Annotated in this window: 26 protein-coding genes and 2 pseudogenes; 15 read left to right on the forward strand and 13 right to left on the reverse strand. The window is 45.3% G+C overall.

Features of this window, described 5'->3' with window-relative positions; all coding sequences use genetic code 11:
* A partial coding sequence (locus ACTNCK_RS10165) for a hypothetical protein (RefSeq protein ID WP_441082581.1) occupies nt 1–543 on the reverse strand: 543 nt, incomplete at its 3' end.
* A 148-nt stretch (nt 544–691) separates the two neighbouring features.
* Between ACTNCK_RS10165 and ACTNCK_RS10170 the strand changes: the two genes are divergently transcribed.
* A complete protein-coding gene (locus ACTNCK_RS10170) occupies nt 692–2,053 on the forward strand; it encodes an MATE family efflux transporter (protein WP_441082583.1) in 1,362 nt (453 codons plus the stop codon).
* Between the two features lie 41 nt (nt 2,054–2,094).
* On the opposite strand, the gene ACTNCK_RS10175 is transcribed toward ACTNCK_RS10170, so the two are convergent.
* From ACTNCK_RS10175 to ACTNCK_RS10230, 12 genes are all read right to left on the reverse strand, one after another.
* On the reverse strand, nt 2,095–2,619 hold the full coding sequence (locus tag ACTNCK_RS10175) for a DUF2798 domain-containing protein (protein ID WP_441082585.1): 525 nt from the start codon (nt 2,617–2,619) through the stop codon (nt 2,095–2,097).
* 194 nt (nt 2,620–2,813) lie between these two features.
* Entirely contained in the window at nt 2,814–3,692 is an 879-nt protein-coding gene (locus tag ACTNCK_RS10180) for an RsiV family protein (protein ID WP_441082587.1), read from the reverse strand.
* On the reverse strand, nt 3,682–4,188 hold the full coding sequence (locus tag ACTNCK_RS10185) for an RNA polymerase sigma factor (protein ID WP_441082589.1): 507 nt from the start codon (nt 4,186–4,188) through the stop codon (nt 3,682–3,684). The genes ACTNCK_RS10180 and ACTNCK_RS10185 overlap by 11 nt, the downstream gene beginning before the upstream one ends.
* A gap of 104 nt (nt 4,189–4,292) precedes the next feature.
* On the reverse strand, nt 4,293–4,613 hold the full coding sequence (locus ACTNCK_RS10190; RefSeq protein ID WP_441082591.1) for a Wadjet anti-phage system protein JetD domain-containing protein: 321 nt from the start codon (nt 4,611–4,613) through the stop codon (nt 4,293–4,295).
* Between the two features lie 77 nt (nt 4,614–4,690).
* Entirely contained in the window at nt 4,691–5,056 is a 366-nt protein-coding gene (locus ACTNCK_RS10195; protein ID WP_441082593.1) for a hypothetical protein, read from the reverse strand.
* A gap of 21 nt (nt 5,057–5,077) precedes the next feature.
* Nucleotides 5,078–5,437 carry a hypothetical protein gene (locus ACTNCK_RS10200; RefSeq protein WP_441082595.1) on the reverse strand — a complete coding sequence of 120 codons (360 nt, stop codon included), beginning with the start codon at nt 5,435–5,437 and terminating at the stop codon, nt 5,078–5,080.
* Between the two features lie 33 nt (nt 5,438–5,470).
* Nucleotides 5,471–5,752 (reverse strand): hypothetical protein, encoded by a 282-nt coding sequence (locus tag ACTNCK_RS10205; RefSeq protein WP_441082596.1) that lies wholly within the window; start codon nt 5,750–5,752, stop codon nt 5,471–5,473.
* 5 nt (nt 5,753–5,757) lie between these two features.
* Nucleotides 5,758–7,488, reverse strand: coding sequence for an N-6 DNA methylase (locus ACTNCK_RS10210; protein WP_441082598.1), 1,731 nt, complete (start codon nt 7,486–7,488; stop codon nt 5,758–5,760).
* A gap of 166 nt (nt 7,489–7,654) precedes the next feature.
* The gene (locus ACTNCK_RS10215) at nt 7,655–8,047 is read right to left on the reverse strand and encodes a hypothetical protein (RefSeq protein WP_441082600.1); all 393 of its coding nucleotides are present in this window, start codon (nt 8,045–8,047) and stop codon (nt 7,655–7,657) included.
* A 162-nt stretch (nt 8,048–8,209) separates the two neighbouring features.
* Complete coding sequence (locus ACTNCK_RS10220; protein ID WP_441082602.1) at nt 8,210–8,701, reverse strand: hypothetical protein; 492 nt, start codon at nt 8,699–8,701, stop codon at nt 8,210–8,212.
* 406 nt (nt 8,702–9,107) lie between these two features.
* The gene (locus tag ACTNCK_RS10225; protein ID WP_441082612.1) at nt 9,108–9,662 is read right to left on the reverse strand and encodes a type IIL restriction-modification enzyme MmeI; all 555 of its coding nucleotides are present in this window, start codon (nt 9,660–9,662) and stop codon (nt 9,108–9,110) included.
* 121 nt (nt 9,663–9,783) lie between these two features.
* Nucleotides 9,784–11,277 carry a recombinase family protein gene (locus ACTNCK_RS10230; RefSeq protein ID WP_441082615.1) on the reverse strand — a complete coding sequence of 498 codons (1,494 nt, stop codon included), beginning with the start codon at nt 11,275–11,277 and terminating at the stop codon, nt 9,784–9,786.
* A gap of 119 nt (nt 11,278–11,396) precedes the next feature.
* Between ACTNCK_RS10230 and ACTNCK_RS10235 the strand changes: the two genes are divergently transcribed.
* The 14 genes and pseudogenes from ACTNCK_RS10235 to ACTNCK_RS10300 all read left to right on the forward strand — a co-directional run bounded on the left by ACTNCK_RS10235 (nt 11,397) and on the right by ACTNCK_RS10300 (nt 26,091).
* On the forward strand, nt 11,397–11,615 hold the full coding sequence (locus tag ACTNCK_RS10235) for a hypothetical protein (protein ID WP_002604486.1): 219 nt from the start codon (nt 11,397–11,399) through the stop codon (nt 11,613–11,615).
* Between the two features lie 128 nt (nt 11,616–11,743).
* Nucleotides 11,744–12,688, forward strand: a complete 945-nt coding sequence (locus tag ACTNCK_RS10240; protein ID WP_055143522.1) for a DUF6017 domain-containing protein — start codon at nt 11,744–11,746, stop codon at nt 12,686–12,688.
* Between the two features lie 36 nt (nt 12,689–12,724).
* Nucleotides 12,725–13,198, forward strand: coding sequence for a PcfB family protein (locus ACTNCK_RS10245; RefSeq protein WP_441082604.1), 474 nt, complete (start codon nt 12,725–12,727; stop codon nt 13,196–13,198).
* Nucleotides 13,195–13,494, forward strand: a pseudogene (locus ACTNCK_RS10250) (recombinase); the annotation flags it as partial. The gene ACTNCK_RS10245 and the pseudogene ACTNCK_RS10250, both read left to right, overlap by 4 nt.
* 56 nt (nt 13,495–13,550) lie before the next feature.
* Entirely contained in the window at nt 13,551–15,401 is a 1,851-nt protein-coding gene (locus ACTNCK_RS10255; RefSeq protein WP_015572847.1) for a recombinase family protein, read from the forward strand.
* Nucleotides 15,402–15,479: 78 nt separating this feature from the next.
* On the forward strand, nt 15,480–15,695 hold the full coding sequence (locus ACTNCK_RS10260) for a transposon-encoded TnpW family protein (RefSeq protein ID WP_002584971.1): 216 nt from the start codon (nt 15,480–15,482) through the stop codon (nt 15,693–15,695).
* Between the two features lie 134 nt (nt 15,696–15,829).
* Complete coding sequence (locus tag ACTNCK_RS10265; protein ID WP_002584970.1) at nt 15,830–16,132, forward strand: hypothetical protein; 303 nt, start codon at nt 15,830–15,832, stop codon at nt 16,130–16,132.
* A gap of 168 nt (nt 16,133–16,300) precedes the next feature.
* Nucleotides 16,301–17,134: a methyltransferase domain-containing protein gene (locus tag ACTNCK_RS10270; protein ID WP_002584969.1), complete on the forward strand. Its 834-nt coding sequence runs from the start codon at nt 16,301–16,303 to the stop codon at nt 17,132–17,134.
* A gap of 121 nt (nt 17,135–17,255) precedes the next feature.
* Nucleotides 17,256–17,561, forward strand: coding sequence for a DUF3847 domain-containing protein (locus ACTNCK_RS10275; protein ID WP_002584968.1), 306 nt, complete (start codon nt 17,256–17,258; stop codon nt 17,559–17,561).
* 116 nt (nt 17,562–17,677) lie between these two features.
* Nucleotides 17,678–19,315, forward strand: a complete 1,638-nt coding sequence (gene mobQ, locus ACTNCK_RS10280) for a MobQ family relaxase (protein ID WP_002584967.1) — start codon at nt 17,678–17,680, stop codon at nt 19,313–19,315.
* A 14-nt stretch (nt 19,316–19,329) separates the two neighbouring features.
* Nucleotides 19,330–21,231 carry an AAA family ATPase gene (locus ACTNCK_RS10285; protein ID WP_002584966.1) on the forward strand — a complete coding sequence of 634 codons (1,902 nt, stop codon included), beginning with the start codon at nt 19,330–19,332 and terminating at the stop codon, nt 21,229–21,231.
* Between the two features lie 86 nt (nt 21,232–21,317).
* Nucleotides 21,318–21,557, forward strand: a pseudogene (locus ACTNCK_RS10290) (type IV secretory system conjugative DNA transfer family protein); the annotation flags it as partial.
* A gap of 92 nt (nt 21,558–21,649) precedes the next feature.
* Nucleotides 21,650–24,040, forward strand: coding sequence for a recombinase family protein (locus ACTNCK_RS10295; RefSeq protein ID WP_441082608.1), 2,391 nt, complete (start codon nt 21,650–21,652; stop codon nt 24,038–24,040).
* 506 nt (nt 24,041–24,546) lie between these two features.
* Nucleotides 24,547–26,091 (forward strand): ATP-binding cassette domain-containing protein, encoded by a 1,545-nt coding sequence (locus tag ACTNCK_RS10300; RefSeq protein WP_441082610.1) that lies wholly within the window; start codon nt 24,547–24,549, stop codon nt 26,089–26,091.
* Nucleotides 26,092–26,487 lie beyond the last annotated feature (396 nt).

Here is a 26,487-nt window from a genome sequence, read left to right on the forward strand (position 1 = left end):
CGCCATACTTATGGCCTCCGTGATCAGCGGAACCATTGCAGCATAAAATGCCTTCATCTCTTCCATACGATAATAAAGCACATACAGGATCATACTGACCACGACCGCAGCCACTATCACAGCAAGCAGTATGAAAAATCGTGTATCTGACAGCTTACCCGCTCCATCAAGAGAACTGATCACTGTTATTTCCAGCGCTGCCCAGCCTGTAATCAGCAGCAGTTCAGTCGTTACCTGTCTGTGAAAGATAAATCTCGTCACGATGAGCAGCATCACATAAAGCAGGATCCATCCTATTACTGCCTGGCCACCTGTGATTTTCATTCTGCCGGTCTTCGGAATGACGTTCGCTCCATATATCGACACAAAGACCCCCGCCAGTCCACAGAATGCCGTGATCATAAGCAGGATTCCGTTCATTCCTCCCGCCCTATTCACCTCAACGCCTGGCCTGTAAGATATGCTCCACCATATCAGGTAAAAAATACAGCAGATGATCAGCAGGATCTGCCCCACTGCTATTTTTCCAAATGCGCTATTCAAGATAGTACGCCTCCTTGAATTATTGTATTTCGGCTTTTTCTTTACTATAGATTTTGCACAAATTAATTGTATCAAATATATTATTTTTGTCAAGAACTATTTTAAAAATCCAGTTGACTATTCGAAATCCATCCTATAAGATAGCTTCATGACTAAAATTTTTGCTGATAAAGATTTCAATAAAAAAATGCTCTCACTGACGCTCCCTATGGCATTTCAGCAGCTGATGCTCGCGGCTGTGGCGGCAGCTGACGCTATAATGCTTGGAAGACTCGACCAGAATTCGATGGCTGCAGTCTCACTTGCTACTCAGGTGCAGTTCGTCATGAATATGTTCCTGGCATCCATGACGGGGGCGGGTTCTATTCTTGGTGCACAGTACTGGGGGAAGCAGGACCGGAAGTCTGTCGATGATATTTTTGGCATAATGCTTCGGATCGTAGCGGTTATAGATATAGTCTTTTTTGTTTTCTGCGTGTTCTATCCGCAGCTTCTGATGGCATTTTTTACAAACGATCCGACACTGGCTTCCATAGGAATGAAGTATTTACGGATTGCCGGCTGGTCGTATCTGCTTGTAGGATTCTCGCAGTGCTATCAGGCTGTCATGAAGTTTTCAGGTCATGCCACGAGTTCTGCGGTGATCTCGACTTCAGCTGTCATCATAAACATAGTCCTAAACCTGATACTTATCTTCGGCCTGGCTGGGGTTCCGCAGATGGGAGCCGAAGGAGCAGCCACTGCTACCCTGATCTCAAGGATCACTGAGATAGCAGCCTGTATTATCATTTCATTTAAGTCTGACTATGTAAGGCCGGTGCTCAGGCGGATCTTTCATAGGAACAGGCAGCTGTCGCGTGATTTTTTAGTGATCTGCTACCCTCTTCTCGGAGCTTCTCTGCTCTGGGGGATAGGATTTACTTCTTATACGGCTATTATGGGACACCTGGGACAGGATGCAGCTGCCGCAAACTCAGTTACTGCTGTCGTAAGAGACCTATGCTGCTGCATGTGTAACGGTGTCGCCAATGCGACCTCGGTAATTCTCGGATACGAGCTTGGAAAAGGCGATATAGAAACAGCCCGCGATTATGGTGAAAAAATAAAGGCTTTGTCTTTCCTTATCGGTTTTATCACGATGGCTGTGGTTCTCGTCCTGATACCGCCGGTGCTTAAATTCTATAAACTGAACCCGACTGCCAGAAGCTATCTGACTGGAATGCTTGTCATAACTGCTTTCTATATGATCGGGCGCTGTATCAATACTGTAATAATAAACGGAATTTTCGCTGGAGGAGGCGATACGAAGTTCGATATGTATTCAAATGTGGTGATGATGTGGTGCTACGGAATACCGCTTGCCCTGCTGGCGGCCTTTGTGTTTAAACTCCCGGTAATTGTCGTGTATGCCTTCACCTGCCTCGATGAAGTATCGAAGATCCCATGGGTATTTGCGCACTACCGCAAGTACAGGTGGCTCAATAACCTGACAAAGGATTTTTCAGAGTAAAAAATAAGCTGTACCGGAACTAAATCCGGTACAGCTTTTTATTATTCTGCTGTCTCTTCTGCAAGCTCTGCGTCTTCTGAGATGACTGTCTTCTTCTGTCTTCTGAAGATCAGACGGAATACAAGTCTTCCGAATGGTCCTCCGAAGAAGATCTGCCATGCAAGAGCCATCGGGAAATTCATGGCTGCGGTCTGAAGCCACATACCGACAAAGCCTGAATGAGAGAAGTCCTTGAAGAGGATCGTAGCCACAAGGCTCATCGTAGGACACATCAGGCAGACTGTAAGTGAGCATCTGATGATAAGGATCTCAAAGAATGACATATTCTTATTTATGACTCTGCCTGTCAGATACATGACCGGCTTCTCCATGACGAACATCTCAAGTACAATGGCTACCGGCCACATGATACGAAGCTCTCCAAACGCCATCAGAAAGACCTTATCTGTAAGTCCTCCGATATTCAATGCGATATTATAGCAGATCATCGCATAAACCATGACGAAGGCCATGATCACTGTGAAGAAAAAATTTTCTAATTTGTTCTGTGGCATGCTCTCTGGCATAAAAAATACTCCTTTCGATTCTGTGATACCTGTGTTGTTCGGGTCCACTTCATCAAAAGAAGCATTATCGTTTCCAATCCATGTGCTGTCCACACATGACCTGTATCAAGTTTTCAATGTATTGCTTTTTTGCTCAACGCTTCTATTCTACTCGCTGTATACAGGAATTGCAAGTTTTTTTGAAAGAACATTTATTACTTCAGAAGGTCCTTTACTGTGCTGTTGTCGATCGTAAACTCGAGAGCACCCATGTACATAGGAGCTACATCGCCCTGGTTGTAGCAGATCACGATGTTTCCGTTTTTATTCAGATAGAATGAAGCCTTATCGATAAGGTCGTTATCAGTGTAATCCATCTCTTTCTGATCTTCCTTGGTGTCACCGGCCCAGTACATCACTTCATCTGAATTCTTCATCTGATCGAGCATCTGCTTTTTTACGTCATCTCGTATCACAGTCTTATAGTCTGCTCCGTCTTTGAAGAGGTTCTTCAGCTGGATCTGCTTTCCGGTATTTATGTCGATCGTATAATAGTGGTTTTCCTGATAGCTGTCAGCCTGTGTCATAAGAGCTGAGAGCTTCAGTGTAAAGTACTTATCTGTCTTATCGATGACTTCAGTATCTACATCGAGATTTTCAAAACCTTTTTCCTTCTCGTTCTGTTTGAAGTCTGCTACATACTTATCGGTAAGGCTCTTTATCTCACTGTTTATCTCGTCAGCAGTCTTTTTTGCTGTCTTATCATCATCTGACTTAAGCCCTGCTACATCGACATTTGCTGTCTGTCTGCCATTGTCAGCATGAAAATCCCGTAGGGTTATCAGCTGGAAAAATCCTCCGATCCCTGGGAGATTTCCCATGGCGTTTGCCATACTCGCATTCATATTCGGCATGATAAAAATAGTAAGTGCAGCTGCTGCAGCTACTGCCCAGTTTCTTATATGCTTTTTCCTTGCTTCCATTCTGTTCTCAAACTTTGCCTGATCTATTCTAGCTTCCATTTCGTTTACCGCCTTTTCACTCATCGAAAAACCGGCATATTCGTTTTTTAATGATCTAAATTCATCTGTCATAACCTTCTGCCTCCAAATCAACTCTCAGCTTTCGAAGCCCTCTGTAAAGCCGGCTCTTCACTGTATTTTCATTCTCGCCGAGTATCTCGGCGATTTCTTTTAGTTTCAGTTCCTCAAAGTACTTAAGCTCTATAACGGCCTTGTCTTCAGGGTCCATAGAGTCTAAACCCCTGCGCAGGTCGGTATCTTCGTAGGTGTCACTCTTTCCTTCTTCCTGGTATTCCTCCATCTGATCGAGTGAATCCGGCCTGTTTTTTGATACTGCCCGGTAGATCTCATTCATCATGATGCGATATACCCATGTAGAAGCAAATTCAGTATTTTTTAGATCCTTACAGTTCCTTATGGCCCTGTAGGCACCTTCCTGTACTATATCCGCGGCGTCGGCCTCATTATGCGTGTAGCTTATCGCCATTCGGTAAAAGCTGTTATATTTTTCAAGAAGTACCTTCTCTACTATCTGTTCATTCGTGCTTTTTCTTTCCCGGGAAAACAATTTCTATCACGTCCTTCCTTTCTTTGTCTTACATCTGTTAGACATCCTGGCAGAGAAAAAAGTTTCAGTACATAAAAAAAGATGAAAAAGAGGCTGTCACCTTTTCATCTTTTTATGGAGATGATCTCCTGTTCCAGCTTTTCATTGTGGTCGAGCATATATTTCATTATCTCAGAATGAACATTTCTCTCGATCATATTGCGGGCTTTCTTTATGTCATTTGATTCGAGCGTTTTCGTATATGAACTGTATTTTTTCAGATCATCGATTCCCATATGGTAAGGGATGAAGTCAATTCCTGTTCTCCCTTTCAGTCGTTCGAGGATAAGAAAGCCGTCCGGATCTATATCACCAAAGTGATACCATCTGTGAGTATTCTTTTCTGATATGAGAGAGAAAAAGAGCTCCTTTATCGCCCGACGCAACGATAATATTGTAAGCTTTATAAATATGAGGAATCAACATCTAATGCAAATTTAAGACATATAATGCTTTTAAAAAATCAATCTGTGGCAGCTATACGTTTCTCCAAGCTCTCCTGTCTATAATAGTTCCTGTCACCTCTTCTGGAACTACCGTCATAATGGTATCTCCAATAATCCCGATTTCGTTTATTTGTCTGATGTTGAGCCTGTTGTTTCTTCTGATGGCTTTTCCGCCATTTACCCAAAACCTCTTTTCTTGCTGCGTTGACCTTATGGTTGATATAATTGCCCTGTCTTACTGTAAGAGCCTGCGCATAGGCTATCTGTATGCGAACCCAGAATCTGCACTGGCGATAGACCTTCTGCGCTGAATCCCAGTCTGTAGCATTATAAATTTCATGCTGAAAAGCTTTTATCGCTCTATATGTTTCTTCTACATTCATTTACTCTAATCTCCTCTGATTTCAGATATTTTCTGGATTTTCTGCAAGTACCTCAAGAGCCTGATCAAACATATCCCTTGGAATAAAGACTGCATTCGGTCTGACCTTGTCCTTGCTGTTATCGTAAATTTTAAGTCCCAGCTTACTATTGAGATTTTCAGCATCAACATCTGTTGCGAATACTACTATCGAATTTTTTACAGGCCAATTCCTTGTCTGTTTCCTATATGACAGAGATGAGCCTCCCTTCATAATACAATATGGTGATGAATCAGAGAATCCATCTATTTTCTCATTGAATACGATGCCCTTCTCTTTTGCATAATCTACCAGTCTCTTCACAATCTGCTCACTTCTTTTTGTTTCATCAAGTACTATCATCCTGTTTCCTCCTGTTCTTAGTCAGCATTTTCATCAATGCCATTTTGTATTGGTGTATTTACCAAATCTACCGTTCCTGCCTTTTACAATATGTTCTTTATACTCCATAAGAGATGTCACCATCTCATATGACCATCTTAATGGACGACCCTTTACATGTTCGAGCTGAATTGGGTGAGGAAGATACTCATCGTCCACAATCTGCTCTGAAAGTTCCTTTCTTTCCCACTTATACCAGTTAGTGAGGGTAAAAGTCGATATTCCTAGCATCTCACATACATCGTTTCTTGAATAAATACAGCCCTTTGTCTCCATAATCTTTACTCCTCGTCAAACATTCTCGCAAGCTCATCTTCTTCGCTTCTCAGCTGCGTGTGTAATAATTCCATTTCCTCAACGATTTCCTTTGCCCTGGCCTCCATTGCTTTCTGTTTCTTCTCTTCATAAACAGGGATTCTGATCTTAGGCACATCCGAAATCCTCAATATTGGTGTCCCAGAACCTACGGCAAGCCTTCTCATCTCTTCCTGTCCTTTTTTACTGCTTAGAAAGCACTTGATGTACTCCGGAGTCACTTTTTTTTGATCTACACCAAGTATATAAATATTTCCGATTACTAGATAAGCATCATATACATTAAATACAGCCGCCTTAAATGGCGATCCAGTTTTACTTAAAAGAATATCTCCATAAAAGCAATCATTTTTCTGATTGCGGGTTTCAGCATGATAATAATACTGATCTTCAACAACACCATTTGATATCTGTGATGGAATAATACATTTCTTATAGGCCACATCTTTGGAAATGTATTTATCCATCTCAGAAGCTTTCAATGTCATCCCACGTTTTATACTTGTCAACAGCTCACCTAATTCGACTGTTTCAAGTGATGATTCCTCTTTTTCAACATATCTGATTGGATTAAGATTATAGCCCGTTTCCGATATTTCATTTACCGCCTTCACTATCGCATCAGATGAATTTTTATATCTGTTATAAATCTCATCCATCATATCTTCGGTAAGAGTGTTTACGCGTCTACCGCCCACACGAATTGGATGGTATATATCAGTTGCATCAATGAATCTGATTTTTTTATTATCATGACTAAATATCACCAGGAAGGAGTTGACCCATGTACTAACAAACATCTTATCAGGTAGAGCTATAACACCCTCCACATATCCATTCTCACATAGAAAAGATCTATATATCTCATTGGATTTATTTGTAAGTTCTCCAGCTGTCATTACACTTACTACCCTGCCTCTATAGTTTGTCATCGCTATTGCCCATGCAGATAGATCCCACTGATACAGATAGCTGTATTCGTCGTCAGGAAATTCCTCCCACAAATCTCTTGCAGAATGTTCAGATTGGACAGGTTCTCTTTTCCCGGATACATTAAACGAGTCAACAAACACCTTATCTATATTCCTATCAGTTCCCATGACATAACTTATATTATCATAACCACAGACTACAGAATAAATATTAGCATAGGTTATTGGCGTCATATAGTCCTCGCTGGCAATATTTACGTATTCACCCATACCAGTATTTCTCATACTCCTTAATGCAAAAGACCCTAGTATTGGATTAGCATCCATAATCCTGTCATCACCACTAATCTCAAGCATTCTGTCTGCAAGATCAATAATAGATTCCGGAACCTCTTCGCGCACTGAAAGATTCGGATCTGTCTTTAAAACACATGCTTTTAGATCATCGATAGTATATTCATCGGCTATTAAATAAAATCTTTTCCAGACCTCTGGGACATCCAGCACGTTAAATAAAAGGTTTTCGACTATAGCAGCCAGATAATCATTCACATGAGCTGAATATGCTTTATATAGCTCATCTGCTGTCTTAATAGAAGGATTTTTCTTTATTTCCCATAAGAGATAACATGCTGATATATGGCTGACTTCTCTAAAGGATGTATCTTCGTCAGAATCTTTTTCCTCCGGAAATATTTTTTTCCAGATATCCTCAGTCATATTCTCCGCCTCAGCTATAGATATATCTTCAAATTTCTTATGCATAATATAACCTCTTTTCGGTTTTTGTTTTCCAAATTGTTTTGTTGAGAACATAATAATCTCTCGCATAAGAATTGTCAAGAGTTTTTTGGAAAGTATTTTCCAAAAATTATTACTGTATAATAAATGCCATCAACACCATTGTTGTTGACAGCATATATTCTAAACTCTATCTGCTTCCTATAAAAGCACTGAGAACATCATCCCAGTGTTCGTATTTCTTTACCTGATCCATGTACTCAAAGCAAAGCTTCATCTGCTCATACTCAGATTTAATTTCTGGACAGTATGCTTTGAAAAATCCCATTCCGGGCATCGATGTGTCTTTATTTACAACCATTACTGAGACAGGTGGCAGACCATTTTCTATACATGCAAACGAAATTCTCCCTAACAGCTGCTCTATGTTCCTTGGATTCATTGGAAAGCTGAGCTGTTTCGACAGATCTCCATATGTAATGAGCTTACCCGGATTGCGGATAATAAATGTCAACAACTTTTCCGCAATTTCTATAACCTGTCCATCTTTACAATCTTCAGGTACTATAAAGTTCTCCACCATGATTTTACCTCCAATAATTGTCCATTAAATGAGCATTGTCTATTAAAGTTGTCCATTTATAATGCAACCATGCTCTTTGACTTTGCTAAATCCTGTCTTTTATAAGTTTTATCTCAATGGACAATTCAATGTGACATTGTCCATTAAATTGTCCATTCTCTTCTACTTTTTTAATACATATTTTGATGATCTACCCGCCCCAACAATTTCGATAATTTCTTCTTTTCTCATTTTATCCAGAGTGTATCGTGCCTGTCTACGACTAAATCCACAGAGTTCCCGTACCTTCTCATTACTTATTGTCCCCTTCTGTTTAATGTACTCTGTAATCATTTCCTTTGCCTTTAGGTATTGAATTGCCTTGTCTCTGGTATAATCAACATCATTTTTCACTTTCTCATAGACTCTCGCAGTCAACATATATTCTCTGCCCGAGAGCTCTATCAAACCATCGTTTAAAAGAGTATTACAGCTTTTTCTTGTGTCGTCTTCATCACTCTGAACAATTGTTTTTAAATCCGAGAATGTCGTCTTACCATTATCTGTCAGATATCTAAGAATCATTAGCTCCTGAAGGCTGAAATTCTTCTGACGTGAATTCTGCTCATTAGCAATGAACTTCACAAAGTTCATATCATCGATAGAGCTGTACATAGTAAGCGTGACTGCATCGTTATATGAACGATACTCCGGGTAGGGTTTGCCAGATGAAACCATATCTCTGAAAATATAGAGTTTCGTGAGGAGCCGGATGCGGGAAAGCCGCACGTTAAGGATTTCTGTGAGAGGTGCACTGCCGCAATGGGTGCGTCTACTCGACCACGTGAACAAGGACGAATTCTGCAGAACTGCTGATGCTATCCAAAATTATTTCGGACTCCAGAGGATGCAGAAGGCCTATGTGATTCGATGTGGATTGTGATTTACAAACTTCTTAAGACTTCCTATCCATATTATCGTCTCTGTTCCATATCATTTTGCCTCTCATCATTATACCGTGTTTGTCCACTCAATAGCCCACTCAGAAAATAACGGGCAAATGAAGACAAATAAAAAATCATCAGCTCGTCAGCTGCTGGTACATCTTCATAAGCTCTGCCACGCAGTCGGCTTCTGTCATCTTCGTATCAAAACCGTACGCCTTCATGACCGCTATATTGTTTGCCGTGTGCGCCTTGCGAAGCTCCGGCGGCATCGTAAGCGGATCATAGAGATCTGCCAGACTGCTGTCGGGATAAAGGGCTCGAGCGTCGAGGATGCCCTGGGCGGTCTGCTCGATTCTCTGCTTCTGGTCAGATGTAGGTGTGGGCCAGGGGAAGTTGTTATAGACGATGTCGCTGGAATATCTATAATCTCCCTTGAGTCTTCCGCATACCATTCTCATCCATGCCATATGTACATTAGATTCTAATATTCCGAAGTGAAAAAGTTCCGCCCCAGGAAGAATCATGATACTATCTCCAGGTATACTTCCATCATCAGCATATCCGAATGGTACATATCTTCTTCGTTCGCCCGTGACTCTTGGCATTACTATAAAAGTCCCATCCTTGAATTTAGAACTCATGCGCATAAGCCAGGGAGTATCTCTCAGTTTATATGCATCGCCAGAGATCTTTTGATTCGTTCTCCATTCCTGACAATTTTGCTAATGTGCGATAAAGAAGTAATAGAAGTGTAAAAAATTTTGCCGTTCCTATCCGACACTTGGCCATTGTGTCGGATAGGTCGGGCGGTTATTCGGGCAAGTCAATCTTGCCGACAAAGCTGTAATAAATCTCAATGTCCTGCCTGCGGGTGCCGTTCTCATCATAGCTGCACTCATGCACCACAATTTTCTCGATCATTTCCCGCAAGAGAGTGGGGGTCAGTTCTTCAAAGGCAAGGTGCTTGCGGACAATGCCCATAAATTTCTCGGCGTTGACGGTAGCTGCCTGTGACTTGTCCAGTTCGGCTTGCAGGGCGGCGGCTCTCTTTTTCAGCTCCGCTTGCTCGGCTTCGTAGTCAGCCGACAGTTCCATGAAACGCTCATCGCTGATTTTGCCGTTTACATTGTCCTCATACAGCCGCTTGATAATGCGGCTGATTTCAGAAATGCGTTCCTGCGCCTGTTCAAGCTGCTTGATGGCTGCGGCGGTCTTTCGCTTGCCGCCGATCTCGTTCTGCTGGACAAGTAGTTTCACAAACCGGCTCTCATGCTTGGCTGCGTATTCGGTCACTTGCCGGAGATTTGCCAGGACACCAGCGGTCAACAGATCGGTGCGGATAAAGTGCGCCGTACAGTTGCGGGTGCGCTTCTTGTAGCTGCCGCAGATGTAGCAGTCCTGTTTGCGGTCTTTGTTCTGATACCGCTGCTGATACAGCACATGGCCGCAGTCGGCGCAGAACAAAATCCCGGAGAACAGCCCCACTTCATCGTAGCGGTTCGGGCGTTTGCGCTGTTTGCGTAACTCCTGCACCCGTTCCCATGTTTCCTTGTCGATGATCGGCTCATGGTGGTTCTCGAAAATGGCCTGCTTCTCGACGGGGTTCTCTATGCTGTGCTTGACCTTATAAGAAGGCTTTTCCGTTTTGAAGTTTACCAGACAGCCAGTGTACTCCCGGTTTTCCAGCAGATGGACGACGGTGTTTGTCGCCCACTTGCACTCATATCCGGGGTGGTAGCGTCGGGTGCTGCCCGTCCTGCGGTATTCCAGCGTCCCCGGCGTGGGGATTTGCTGCTCCGTCAGCATACGGGCAATCTTGGTCGGGCCATTTCCCGCAAGGCAAAGCTGGTAAATCTGCCGGACAACCGGGGCGGCTTCCTCGTCAACGATATAGTTCTCGTCCTTGTCCATGAGATAGCCATAGACTGGCTTGCTGGTTACAGGCTTGCCGCTCATGCCTTTTGCTTTCTTTACTGCCTTGATTTTCTTGCTCGTATCTCTCACCAGCCATTCGTTAAATAAGTTCCGCAGAGGGGTAAAATCATTGTCCATGCCGCCGTTTGCGCTGTCCACGTTGTCATTGACAGCGATAAAACGCACGCCCTTTTGAGGGAACAGCATTTCCGTGTAAAATCCCACCTGCAAGTAATTACGCCCCAGCCTGCTCATGTCCTTGACTATGACGGTGCCGACTTTCCCGGCTTCAATGTCTGCAAGCATGGCTTGAAATCCGGGCCGCTGGAATAATGAGGTGTGATAGCGATAGCGGCAAAAAGCTAATAAAATCAATGGTTTTGCGGACAGCGGATAGACAGGGAATGTGTTAAAAACTGAATACGCACACAAACGGCGTTACCTTAACCCCTTTGGGGGAGAAAGTAACGCCGTTTTTTTATGCCCGCAGGAAAGGAGGTGCAGCCGGAATGTATTTCACAAAGGGCAAGCAGCGGGCGTTTGAATTGCTCATGCAGCAGAAGCCGGGATTTGACCGCTATCAATCCGGTTGTGCCGGAGATGATGAAGATTGCGGCACTTGCCGTTTCTACCGCCCCGGGTGGAAATATGAGTTTTGCGTTTTCAAAGAGTGTCCCTATTGCCCCGGCAAAAGGACGCGGAAAACGCACGCCAGCATGGACAAATAGACGGGCAAAAGCCCTTGTGCCATGCGGCTTTGCAGACGCGAAAACGGCAAAGGGCATATTGCAATACCAAAACAGCCGAAAACGGCTTTCTAATTGTCCACGCATACCAAGAGAGGAAGTGAGGAAATATGGCAGTTTTCAGAGTGGAGCGAAATACGGGATATACCGTTATGAGCAACCACCACTTGCGAAACAAGGAATTGTCCTTAAAGGCAAAGGGCTTGTTGTCGCAAATGCTTTCGCTGCCCGAAGATTGGGATTATACCCTTGCGGGCTTATCCCATATCAACCGGGAGAAGATCGACGCAATCCGCGAAGCGGTCAAAGAACTTGAAAAAGCCGGATATATCGTCCGCAGCCGGGAACGCGACGAGAAAGGACGTTTGCGCGGTGCGGATTATGTCATATACGAGCAGCCGCAGCCCAAAGAGCCGGAAGCAGCTACCAGCAGCGAACAGCCGCCTACATCGGATTTACCTACATTGGAAAATCCAACATTGGATAATCCAACGTTGGAAAAACCTACGTTGGAAAAACCTACGTTGGAAAATCCAACGCAATTAAATAAAGATATATCAAGTAAAGAACAATCAATTACTGATTTATCAAGTACCCATTCCATTCCTTTCCATTCCCTAAATCCCTTGCCTTATGAGCAGGACGAAGCGGCTACGCCGCCGGAAAGGAAAAGAACGGAAGCGAAAACAAACAGCGCAATAGAGATTTATCGGGAAATCATCAAAGACAACATCGACTATGACATTCTCATTCAAGACCCCAAAATGGATAAAGACCGTTTGGACGAGATTGTAGAAATCATGCTGGAAACCGTCTGCACAGCCCGAAAGACAATCCGTATCGCCGGGGACGACTACCCCGCCGAACTTGTCAAATCAAAGTTTATGAAGCTGAATAGCAGCCACGTTGAGTTTGTTTTGGACTGCATGAGGGAGAACACAACCAAAATCCGCAACATCAAGCAGTATCTAAAAGCGGTGCTGTTCAACGCACCGAGTACCATTGACAGCTACTATACCGCCCTTGTCAATCACGACTTTTACGGCAGCAAATGAGCATAGCCGCAGTTTACCGGGAAAGGAGTTGATACCTTGCAGGAGGAAGTAACCCAAAAAACGATTGCCCTATCCGTCAATGTGGGAAAAGGCGCGGCAAGGCTTACCGAACAGGCGTTGCAGAAAGCAATCAAGAAGTTTTTGGAGCAGAAAAGCAAAGCCCCGCATGGGAAACAGACCATGCGGCAGCTTATGAAGCAAAATGCGGGTGTTTCCAACATCGAGATCACCGACAGCAATATCAAAGCCTTTGAGAGTACCGCGAAGAAGTACAACATAGATTTTTCGCTGAAAAAGGTTAAGGGCGAACAGACCCGTTACCTTGTGTTTTTCAAAGGCAGGGACGCGGACGTTATGACCGCAGCGTTTCAAGAGTTTTCCGCAAAGAAGCTGAACAGTGATAAAAAGCCCTCTATCCGCAAAGCCCTTGCCGCAGCAAAGGACAAGGCGAAGCAGCTTAACGCCGCCCGCGACAAGGTAAAGAAAATAGACAGGGGGCGCGAGATATGAAGCAGATGAACTACAAAAAGTTGATAATCCCGAATATCCCCTATGTGTTCTTTGTCTATCTCTTTGATAAGGTGGGACAGGCGGTGCGGCTTGCCCCCGGCGCGGATATTTCTGCAAAGATACTGAATATCACACAAGGATTTTCCGCAGCCTTTGAAAACGCCTTGCCGAGCGTTCACCCGTTGGATTTGCTTATCGGCATTGTCGGCGCGGTGGTTATCCGTCTGATTGTCTATGTCAAAGGGAAAAACGCAAAGAAATACCGCAAGGGCGCAGAATACGGCAGCGCACGTTGGAGTGCATAATTTTAAGTGTAAAGGAAGCCTATATGGACGCACAGGAGGTTATGCACATGACTGATTATAGTAAAATTACAGCCCTTTACTCCCGCCTTTCCGTGGGCGACGAGGACAGGGACGGCGGTGAGAGTAACTCGATACAGAACCAAAAAATCTTTTTGGAGAACTACGCCAGAGGGCAGCACTTAACCAATATCCGGCACTACATTGACGATGACGAAAGCGGCAGATTTTTTGACCGTTCTGCCTACTCCCGCATGATGGACGATGTAGAGAACGGGAAAATCGGTGTCTGCATTATGAAAGACCTGACACGCTGGGGGCGTGACTATCTCCAAGTCGGCAATGCGATGGAGATATTCAGACGGAACAATGTGCGCTTTATCGCAGTCAACAACGGGATAGACAGCGAAAAGCCCGATACATTGGAGTTTGCGCCCTTTATCAACATCATGTCGGAGTGGTACGCAAAGGACATCAGCAAGAAAGTAAAGACCGGCATTAAGACGAAGGGCATGAGTGGAAAGCCGATTGCCACCGAAGCCCCCTATGGCTATGTCAAATCCCCGGACAACAAGGATTTTTGGATTATCGACGAGGAAGCCGCCGGAGTTGTTCGTTTGATTTTTCGCCTGTTTCTGGACGGAAAAAACCGAAACCAAATTGCCGTATATCTCACGCAGGCGCAAATCCCAACGCCCACATTCTACATGAAAGAGCGCGGGCGGGGAACCTGTAAAAACAGGGCGCTCAATGAGGCCAACCGCTATAAGTGGAACAAAGCCACCCTGACCCATATCCTCACACGGCAGGAGTATTGCGGTGATGTTGTCAACTTCAAGACCACAAAGCACTTCCGCGACAAGCGGAACCACTATGTAGACCGGAGCCAATGGCAGATAACCGAAAATGTGCATGAGCCGATTATTGACCGCACCGACTTTGAAACCGTACAGCGGATTTTGGAAAATGCGCCCGTCAAACGCCCCAACGGGGACGGGGAAATCCACCCTTTGTCGGGCTTGCTTTTCTGTAAGGATTGCGGTGCGAAAATGCACATTCGCATAGATTATCGGAATGGCGGCAAGCGTCATGTTGCCTATTGCAGCGAGTACCACAAGGGAAAAGCCAAAAACCCCAAATGCAATTCCCCGCACATCATTGACGCGGATTTGCTCATGCAGACCATCGCGGAAGTGCTGAAGAAAATCGAGGACTATTCTATCAGCAACTGGGCGGAATTTGAAGCCTTAGTGAAAAAGAACCTTGCCATGCAGCAGACCGACAAGACCAAGAAACAGCAGAAGCGTATCCCGCAAATCACGACGCGCCTTGAACAGATTGACAAGGTGCTGAACAAGCTCTATGAGGACAACGCCCTCGGCACGATCCCGCAAGACCGCTATGAGCAAATGTCGCAGAAGTATTCAGAAGAATACTATGCGCTGAAAGCGGAGCTTGCCGAGCTGCAAGAGCAGCTATCCGCTTTTGAGAACGCGGGCGGACGGGCGCAGAAGTTTTTGAAGCTGACGGAACGCTACGCTGCCTTTACCGACCTGACCCCCGCCATTCTCAACGAGTTTATCAGCCGGATTGAAGTGCATGAGCGCGACAAGAAAAGGGCAAAACAAGCCATTCAGCACATCGGGATATATTTCAACTATATCGGCAAATTTGAGAACGAAGTGACACAGCTTACAGAGCCAACGGAGCAGGAAATCCGGCAAATGCGGGAGGAAATCGAAGAAGCCAAAAAGGAAAAGAGCCGCGCCTATCACCGGCAGTATTCAAGGGAGTACCGGGCGCGAAACCTTGAAAAGCAGCGGGAGTATGACCGTATCAAGGCGCGGGAATACCGGGCAAGGAGAAAGGCGCAGACCGCCGCCGCACAGCCCGCACAGTAAAACAGAATAACCGACAACCAAGAGGGATTTTCCGGCTACGGGAAGTCCCTCTTTTGCGCCCGGAGAAAGGAGCCGCCTATGACAGAACAGAACGGGACGCCCACCGCGCCCCGGAACCCCGACAGTATTATCACGACGCAGAGAAACGGGCAGACTATTGTTGCGGAGTTATTTTTCAATCACAGCAGCACAGAAACATTCCGCGACAAGCTGCTCAAGACGATACTTGCCGACAGTTCGTGTTTATCTGCGTCTGACGGTCAAGAGCCGGAAAAATCGGAAATCTTGCGATAACAGCCGCCCCGACGATACATTCCACGTCCGGGCGGTTTTTATCGTCAAAAACGCCGTTTTCTCCAAGTCAAGAGCCGGAGAAAACACCCGAAAAATGCCCCTATTGCGTAACAGGGGCACAGAAAGGAGTTTGCATGAGAACAGGGCTTACCAAGCAGGAAAAGACCACCGATATTTGGTTTGACGAGAAAGACCCCCTTATCCATATCCGCACCCACAACACCGCCTTGAAAAAGCGTCTGCTTGCATACAGCCGCCGTTATCCGGCGATCTGCCAGCAGACTGACGCAGACCCGGAAACGGGCTGCATGGAGTTTGACATTGAGAAAGGCCGCTTCTCTTTCCGTCTGACCGCCCCATACAGCGAGGAACGGCGGGCGGTATGCCAGAGAGAGCAACGTCGCCGACAGGCTGAAATAGAGTTGAAATGTTCATAGTTTTGTGCTATACTTTTTCTAAAAGCAGAGTAATACTGCGGAATTGATTGGAGGACAACACAATGGTTACATTTATGAGATTAAGATAAAACAGCGAGTTATGTTGCGGTTATCCGTATTGCATAACTCGCTTATTGAAGCAGAGATGTAATTACGGAGGAAAAACAAATGAATAATAATTTATCACGCTTTGCAGACAGCAAGGTTTATTTTCAATGCCCAATTTGCACAAAATCAATGGATATACAAGGCAATAGCCTAATTTGTAGACATGGACATTGCTTTGATATTTCAAGATATGGGTATGTAAATTTGTTGTTAAAATCATCGCCCAAAACCAACTACAGCAAGCGGTCTTTTGACAACCGGCACCAAATTTTGGAGTATGGCATGTATGATGTTGTGTTGGAGAAAATCATACAGTTTATTTCTGATACGCCATCTATAAGAAACATTTTAGATGTTGGTTGCGGCGAGGGTTTCTATGCAAGGCAGATACAGCAAAGAACAGAACGAAACATCTTTGCCTTTGACTTGTCAAGGGAGGCAATACAGATTGCATCAAAAAAAGACAAGCGCAAAGCAGTGAAGTGGTTTGTTACTGACTTATCAAAAATCCCTTTGAAAGACGGAAGTATGGATTGTATTTTAGACATATTTTCGCCTGCACACTACAAAGAATTTCAGCGATTGCTATCTCCTAACGGATATGTTGTGAAAGTAATTCCTACGAAAAATCATTTGAGGGAAATCAGGACTAAAGTGCAAGCACACTTGAAAAATCCAGATTATTCAAATGAGTCTGTCGTTGAATATTTTGAGAAATATCTTAAAACCATTTCAAGAGAAACGGTTTCAGCCACCGTACAGTTGTCATCAGAACAAAGAATGTCGTTTATTGAAATGACGCCGCTTCTCTTTTGCGTTGAAAAAGATTGCGTTGATTGGCGTACTCTCACACATTTGACAATCGAAGCTGATGTTTTAATAGGAATGTATTAAAGGGCGTATTGATATTTAATATTCCCATTTATTGAGCAGAACGGAGTAAACCAAACACCCTAATCAAAAGGACAGCCGAGGAAATCGACTGTCCTTTTTCTATGCCGACAGGTAGAAAGGAGTGACCACCCATGACGAAACCGAGAGAAAAAAACGCGAGGAATTGCAAGCCGAGATTGAGGACGGGAAGAAGAAAATCCGGCAGCTTGAAAATCGGGAAAAGGTGTTGCGGCAAAAGTTATCCCAAGAGGAACGCAGGACGCGCAGCCATCGGCTGATCGTCCGGGGTGCGGTCTTTGAGAGCATTGTGCCAGAAGCAAAGACCATGACCGACGAAGAAGCCGCCGCCTTTCTCCGGCTTGCCCTGACGAGCGAGGAAGCGCGGGGCTATCTGAAAAAACGCACCGAGGGCGGGAAAAGCGAATAATCCCTTTGGTACAAAGGGCGCACTTATACACCCTTACGGGTGCGTGCGCTCTGCCGAGGGCTTGTCGGCACAGAGAGAAAGCCGCTTGCTTCCCTCTCTGACCGACATTGGCGGCTTTGCCGCAACAAGGGGCTGCACCCCTTGCGCCGCTTACGCGGCTATCCCTGCACACCCACAAAAACAGTATACCCGCCTTTGGCGTCTGTACCATTTTTGCGGGTTTTCATTTTATCCGGGAGGTGATACCCATAGCCATCTATCATTGTAATATCAGCATTGTCAGCCGGGGCAAGGGCAAATCAGCCGTTGCCGCAGCCGCCTACCGAAGCGGCGAAAAGCTGACAAATGAGTGGGACGGAATGACACACGACTACACCCGCAAAGGCGGTGTTGTCCATACGGAAATTATGCTGCCACCCCACGCCCCGCCCTCTTTCTCTGACCGTTCAACCTTGTGGAACAGCGTGGAGCTTTACGAGAAAGCCGGGAACGCCCAGCTTGCCAGAGAGATTGACGCGGCGCTCCCCATAGAGTTATCCAGAGAGGAACAAATCCGACTTGTCCGGGAATACTGTTCCTCTCAATTTGTTTCCAGAGGAATGTGCGTTGATTATGCCATTCACGACACCGGCAAGGGCAATCCCCATTGTCACATCATGCTTACCATGCGCCCCCTTGACGAGCGCGGCGCATGGGCGGCAAAGTCCCAAAAGGAATATGACCTTGATGAAAACGGCGAGCGTATCCGCTTGCCAAGCGGCAGATACAAGACGCACAAAGTTGACCTGACCGGCTGGAACGACAAGGGCAACGCCCTCTTGTGGCGTAAGGCATGGGCGGATATTTCAAACGCCTACCTTGAACGAGCCGGAAGCCCGGAGCGTATCGACCACCGCAGCAACGCCGAGCGCGGCATTGGCGAGATACCCACCGTCCACATGGGCGTGGCGGCTTGCCAGATGGAGAAGAAAGGTATTGCCACCGAGAAAGGCGAACTGAACCGGAATATCCAAAAGGCAAACCGCCTTATACGGGAAATCCGAGCGCAGATTGGAAAGCTCAAAGAATGGATTGCCGACCTGTTCAAAGCGTGGGAAACCGCCCCGGAACAGCCGCAACAATCCCCCGGCCTTGCAAATCTGCTGATGAAGTATTTGAGCGTTCAGAGAGAAAAGAGCCGGAAGTATTCGCAGCGTTGGCAACAACAGCACACAGCCGATGAACTGAAAACCATAGCGGCAGCGGTCAACTATCTGACCGAGCATGGTATCTCTACCCTTGATGAGCTGGACGCAGCCCTTTCCTCTGTCAGCGAACAGGCCGACACTATCCGGGCAGGAATGAAAACCGCCGAGGAACGCATGAAGAAGCTGCAAAAGCTGATTGAATACGGGAAGAACTACACCGAGTACAAGCCCGTTCACGATGAGCTGAAAAAGCTGCAAAACGGCTGGACAAACAAGCGCGACAAGTACGAGGAAGCCCACCGCGCCGAGTTGACCCTATGGAACGCAGCAAGCCGCTATCTCCATGCAAATCTGCCGAAAGGAACAAAGACCTTGCCTATTGCGGAATGGGAACAGGAATATGCCGACCTCAAAACACAGAGGGACAGCGATTATGCCAAACTGAAAGATACCCGCGCCGATGTTTCCGAACTTCAAAAAATCCGCAAATGCGTGGATATTGCACTCCGCGCCGACCAGCCGGAGCAGACACAGACCCGCACAAAGCGGCACGACATAGACCGATGAAAGGAGTGAGTTTTTTGTACTACACCCAAGAACAGATAGACCGGGCGAACCAAGCCGACCTTGTTTTGTTCCTGCAATCGCAGGGGGAACCGCTGGAACGCGCCGGACAGGAATACCGATGGAAACGGCACGACAGCTTGACCGTCCGGGGCAACAAGTGGTATCGCCACAGCCAGAGCAAGGGCGGCGGCCCCATTGATTTTGTCATGGAGTTTTTTGGCAAGAGTTTTACCGAAGCCGTTGAACTTCTCACAGGAGAAAAGGGAGCCGCACCGCCGCCGGATAGACCAAGCTCCGCGCCCCTCTCCGACTTCCGGCTACCGCCCCGCAGCCCCGACAACCGAACAGCGAGGAACTACCTCACAGCCGCCCGCCGCATTGATGAAGATGTGACGGGCTTTTTCTTTGCCAGCGGCGATATTTACGAGGACGCAGCCCACCACAACGCCGTATTTGTGGGGCGGGACGAGGACGGAATACCGCGCTACGCCCACAGCAAGGGAACGGCGGGAAACTTCCGCCTTGATGTGAAAGGCAGCGACAAAGCCTTTAACTTCTGCTACCGGGGCGAGGGCGAAAGAGTGTTTGTCTTTGAAGCCCCCGTTGACCTGCTTTCTTTCCTCTGCCTGTTCAAAAAGGATTGGCAGAAGCAAAGCTACCTGTCATTGGGCGGCGTGGGAGAAAAAGCCCTGCTCCGCTTTCTCTCTGACCGTCCGAACATCAAGACCGTTTATCTCTGCCTTGACAGCGACGAAGCCGGAAACGACGCTTGCAGCCGCCTTGTGAAGCTCATGCCGGAGGGCTACACCGTCCACCGGCTTATCCCTCTTTTCAAGGATTGGAACGAGGTATTGCAGCACCGGGCAGAAATCACAGACGGGAAGTATTTGCGAGAAGCGGTCTACGGCTTGAAAGAGCCGCCGCAGGAAGAAACCGTTGAGATTATCCGCATGAGCGAGGTGGACACGCAGACCGTCGAATGGTTATGGGAGCCGTATATCCCCTTTGGGAAAGTAACCATTGTGCAGGGCAACCCCGGCGAGGGCAAGACCACCTTTGCCCTACGCCTTGCCGCCGCTTGTACCAACCGCAAGCCGTTCCCCCACATGGCAGTGCATGAGCCGTTCAATGTGATTTACCAGACTGCCGAGGACGGTTTGGGCGACACCATCAAGCCCCGCCTTATGGAAGCCGAAGCAGACCTTGACCGCATTCTTGTCATTGACGAGAGCAAGCAGGGGCTTTCCCTGTCCGATGAGCGCATAGAGAGAGCTATCCGACAGACCGGGGCGCGGCTGATTATCCTTGACCCCATACAGGCGTATGTGGGCGAGAAAACCGACATGAACAAGGCCAACGAGATACGCCCCATGTTCCGCCGCCTTGCCGAGATTGCCGAGCGTACCGGGTGCGCCGTTATCCTAATCGGACACCTCAACAAAGCCGCCGGAGGACAGAGCGCCTACCGGGGTTTAGGCTCCATCGACTTCCGCGCCGCAGCAAGGAGCGTCCTGCTGATCGGGCGCGTGAAACGGGAACCGAATGTGCGCGTTATCGTCCATGACAAATCTTCTCTTGCGCCGGAGGGTAAGCCCATAGCCTTTTGCCTTGACCCGGAAACGGGCTTTTCGTGGATAGGCGAGTATGACATTACCGCCGACGAGCTGCTGTCCGGCGCGGGCGGCAACACCGCCACCAAGACCGAACAGGCGGAACGGCTGATACTTGACCTGCTTGCAGACGGGAAAGAGCTTGCCAGCGAGGACCTTGTAAAGGCCGCAGCCGAAGCCGGAATATCCGAGAGGACGGTACAGAACGCCAAGCGCAACATGGGCGGTGTTTTGGGCGCAAGGCGCGTCGGCGGTCAATGGTACAACTTCATCAAGAAGAAGCAGCCGCCCGAACCCGCAAGCTGAAAACGCAAAGTGCAGACCCTTTGCGCTTTGCACTTTCGCGCTTTCGCCTTGATTGTGCGTCAATAACTCCAAATAACACTTGACAAAACGCTTCATGGGGAAAACATGAGGACATAGAGCCATACATGGACCCGGTTTTTCAGAATAACGTGATTTTATCGCAGACTGAGAGACTTACCATGAACTCAAGACCTGCCAATCCGAAGTACGCAAGGAATAAGAATACGCTAGTAGTCGGCGGTTCCGGCTCCGGTAAAACGAGATTTTTTATTAAGCCGAACCTGCTTCAAATGCATAGTTCCTATGTACTTACAGATCCGAAGGGTTAGATTTTAAGAATACAGAGAAAATAGGTCAATAAAAAATGAAGTGTTTTCTGTGTGTTCTTATTTTTAGCATTATGAAAGGAGCTGAGAAAATGGCTAAAGATAACAGAATAACAGCACTTTATGAGCGTCTGTCTCGTGATGATGAGATTCAAGGAGAATCGAACTCCATAACAAATCAGAAACAATATCTTGAAGATTATGCAGTACAAAATGGTTTCGAGAATGTCCGACATTTCAGTGATGATGGATATTCAGGAACAAATTTCAACAGACCGGCTTTCAATGCACTTTTGGCAGAGATTGAAGCCGGAAGAGTTGGAACAGTGATTGTCAAGGATATGTCACGATTTGGCAGAAACTATCTGCAAGTAGGGTTTTATACTGAAATGATGTTTCCAAAGAAAGGTGTCCGCTTTATTGCAGTTAATAACGGAGTTGACAGTGCCAATCCGGCAGATAATGACTTTACACCATTCCTGAATATTATGAATGAATGGTATGCAAAAGACACCAGTAAGAAGATTAAGGCGGTATTTAAGGCTAGAATGAGAGACGGAAAACGTGTCAGTGGTGCTGTGCCTTATGGATATTACAGAAAGCCTGAGGATAAGCAGACTTTGTATGTTGATGAAGTATCCGCTTCGGTTGTCAGACGCATTTTTCAGTTTGCTTGCGAAGGAATGGGAGCAACTGCAATAGCAGATACCTTGTCAGCGGATAAAGTGCTTATTCCGTCAGCTTATGCGAGACAGAACCATCCTGAGGATTGCCAGTGTACGAGATACCATGATGCTTATACATGGAATGCAACAACAGTCGGCTATATTCTGAGCAGACGTGAGTATTTGGGGCATACCATTCTTGGAAAGACAGCGAAAGACAGTTTCAAGACGAAGCGAAAAAGAGTTGTGAATGAGGACGAGCTGCTTATTTTCTATAATACTCATGAAGCTATCATAGATCAGGAAACTTATGATAAAGCACAGAAAATGAGGAAACGAGTTTCACCTAGACGAAACAGTGAAAAGCCTACGCATAGGCTGTCAGGACTCCTTTATTGTGCGGATTGTGGAAGCAGACTGGCATATATCAATTCACAGTCGAAAGACGGAAAGACCTATGACAGTAATCAGGCATTCCGTTGTAGCCGGTATCACAATAAATATCATTCATGTACCGGTCATTATATTAAGGCAAGTACAGTAGAAATGCTGATTTATCAGGCAGCTAAGCGAGTGTCACAATATGTACTGAATGATGAAAAGGAATTTGTGGAACAGTTGAAGGCACAGTATGAAATACAGTGTGAAAAGGACAATACCAATGATAAAAAGGAGCTATTGGAAGCTAAGCGTCGCATGATGGATTTAGATGATCTGATAAAGGGATTGTATGAAAATTTCACTTTAGGGCGATTGCCGGAAAGACAGTTCAATCGTCTTATGACAGAATATGACACCGAGCAAAGCAACCTAGAGCAGAGAATTTCAGAACTTGAAACTGCTACAGAACGTATATCCACTAAGGCAGTGCAGATTGATAAATTTGTGCGACTGGTTAAGAAATACCGAGATTTTGAGGAACTGACAACACCTATGCTTAATGATTTCATTGAAAAGGTTGTAATTCATGAAGCTGTGGGTGGCAGAACAAGAGACCGCACTCAGCAAGTGGATATTTACTTCAATTTCATTGGAAATTTCGTTCTTCCACTCAGCGAGGACGAAGTGGAAGCCTTGCAGTCAGAGGAAGCACGCAGAGCGGAAGAGATTGCAGAAAGAAAGAGAAATTCTTCTAAGAAATCTACGCAGAAAAGAAATCAGAAGCGTACAGAACTCAAGGCAAAAGCAGAAGCCGGAGATCTTGAAGCTATGGCAGAATATGAAGCAATTCTTGAAAAGGGTAGGCAGAACAATCGTAAGCAAGCAGAAAGAATGCGTAAATTGAGAATGGCTGACCCTGAATATCGGGCGAAGATGGAAGAGAAAGAACGCTTGGCTTTGGAAAGGGAAAAGAAGCGTCAGGAGCGTGCTACAAGGAAGAAAAAGGTTGCTTTGGCAGAATTAAAGGAAAAGGCAGAACAAGGCAATCAGGAAGCAATCAGAGAGCTTGAAGAGCGTAGGGCTATTGGCAGGGAACGTTCAAGGAAATCAGCAGAAAAGCGCAAATTAAGAGCAGAAAATGATCCTGAATATGCAAAATATCTTGAAGAGAGAAATGCAGAATATAACAGACGGCATACCGCAAGGAGAAAGGAGCAGTTAGATGCTTTGAAGGCTAGGGCAGAAGCCGGAGATCAGGAAGCACAGAGCCAGCTAGCAGAGCATAAACAGTATCAGGTTAGAGCTACAGTGAAGAGTTACCGAAAAATGCGTGACGATGCATTAAACGGAGATCCTATCGCAAAAGAGAGATATGAAAAAACACTGGCTAGGAGACGTGAAGCGTATCATACAAAGAAAAGTGAACAGACAGCCTAAGAGTAAGCATAATATCACAATATAATAGTTGCAGAATTGATGAGAATAAGCGGGAGCGATGCAATTATTGTAATGGACAATGAAGTATGGTATTGTATAGATGGTTTACCAAATCGTTGTTTGGCGATTTGGTAAATCCCAATAAATTAATTTTATAGGGAACAAAAAATTTGAATTTGCGCATCTATAAGGTGGAATGTGTTGACAAAAAAAATGCAGTATGATAGTATCGTCATTAGAAAAAAGGAAGGCACATTTCGTGTAAGGTGAGGAAATGATTAATAGATAATTTAATTTAAGTAAGACACATATAGTTATTGAGCCTGTAGAAAATAGGTTTATTTTTGTGTACGCTTAAGTTGGATTATCGCAAGAGGCATTTCCTTTGCTTTTCCTTAGGGAAAGTAATAAAGGTCTATTTAGCGAGTCTATCTTTGCGTATGCAAAAAGGCTCGTTTTTGTGTGTACAAAAATAATTGACTCGTGTTTCGAAAAGGAGGAACTTTATGTTACAGATAAAGAAATTAAATTTAACACATAAAAAAGACCTGAGAGTAATTCTTGATGATTTCAACCTTGTGCTAAATGATGGAGATAAAGCAGTTATCATTGGAGAAGAAGGGAACGGAAAATCAACATTAATGAAGTGGATATATGATCCATCGCTTATAGAAAACTATATAGAAGCGGATGGGGAAAGAGTAATGGGAAACGAACGTCTTGGTTATCTTCCGCAAGAGATGCCCGATGAAGATAAGAAAAAAACCGTATACGAATATTTTTCTGAGGAAGAAATATTCTGGGAGAAAACGCCAAAAGAACTGTCTGTTATTGCAGGGAAATTTGGAATAAAAAATGATTTTTTCTACAGTAGTCAGATGATGGGGAGCCTTTCAGGAGGAGAAAAAGTCAAGGTACAACTCATGCGGCTTTTTATTCGCGATGTTTCTGTGCTATTGTTAGACGAACCTTCAAATGATATTGACATTGCGACGCTTACATTACTGGAAAAAACCATAAATGAATGGAAGCATATTGTGCTTTTTATTTCACACGATGAAACATTGATAGAGCGTACCGCCAACATGGTAATACATATCGAGCAGATTAAGCGAAAAACAGAAGCGAGATATACCGTGGCCAAGCTTCCCTATAGAAACTATGTGGAGGAACGGCTTCATAAATTTGAACTTCAAGAACAGAGGGCACTATGTGACCGTAGGGAAAAAAAGATTCGAGATGAGAAATATCAAAGAGTGTCTCAGAGTGTGCAAAGCGCATTAGCAAATTGTTCCAGACAAGCGCCGTCGGTGGCAAAGAATTTGAAGGACAAAATGCACGCAGTTAAGTCTATGGAACGAAGATTTGAAAAGGAAGATGAAAACATGACGGAGATGCCGGAACAGGAGGAGGCTATTTTCTTTAAAATGGGAGACAAAGATTCATCTATTCCGGCAGGAAAAACAGTTATAGAGTATACTCTTGCAAAACTTAAGACTAGGGATGAGAAAAGGATTTTGGCTGAAGACATTAACTTGAAAATAAGAGGCTCGGAGAAAATATGTATTATTGGCGCTAATGGAGTGGGAAAAACGACTCTTTTAAGAAAAATAGCGGAAGAACTTTCGCAGCGAGATGATATTAAGGCAGAGTATATGCCGCAAAACTATGAAGAGATACTTGATTTGGATATGACTCCTGTTGATTTTCTTGATAAATCCGGAGACAAGGAAGAAAGAACAAGAATTAGAACATACCTAGGTTCACTTAAATACACGCCAGATGAAATGGAGCATCCTATTCGGGAGTTGTCTGGTGGACAAAAGGCGAAAGTGCTTCTTTTGAGGATGAGTTTAAGTGGTGCGAATGTTCTTATTCTGGATGAGCCTACAAGAAATTTTTCACCATTATCCGGCCCGGTAATAAGAAAAATGCTCCGAGAATTTCCAGGGGCTGTCATTAGCATTTCTCACGATAGAAAGTACATTGAAGAGGTGTGTGATAAAATATATCAGCTAAATCCTAATGGATTACAGTTAATTAGTGAGTGATAAAAAAGATGAAAGACTGACAACTTTCAGGTTGTCGGATTGTAAAGGCAGAGCCTTACGCAAGGTGCAGGAGAAAGACTCCGCTCGGGTTAAGGGCGAAGCGCCTTAGCAGGTCAAGGGTGCAACCATTGCCCAGTTAGTGGCGTTTCGCCACTAAGTACTGGGTATTACTTGTAGCAGAGCTTCACAAGTTTTGGCAACTTCGTTGCTGTTCCCTTCGGGAAAATAATTAAATATTGTTGATATTAACAGACTGAGTAGAGAAATTTACTTGGTCTTTTTTTGGTAAGCGTATTATAGAGCTGGGCTATTTATTATGAGCGCCTTCCTGTAAACTTTGTTTAGAAAACAGAAGTCTGCAGGGAGGTGTTTTTTATGCTGCCTAAGGATATAAAG

Source organism: Candidatus Weimeria sp. HCP3S3_B5 (genome assembly GCF_052064335.1).
GTDB lineage: Bacteria > Bacillota > Clostridia > Lachnospirales > Lachnospiraceae > Weimeria.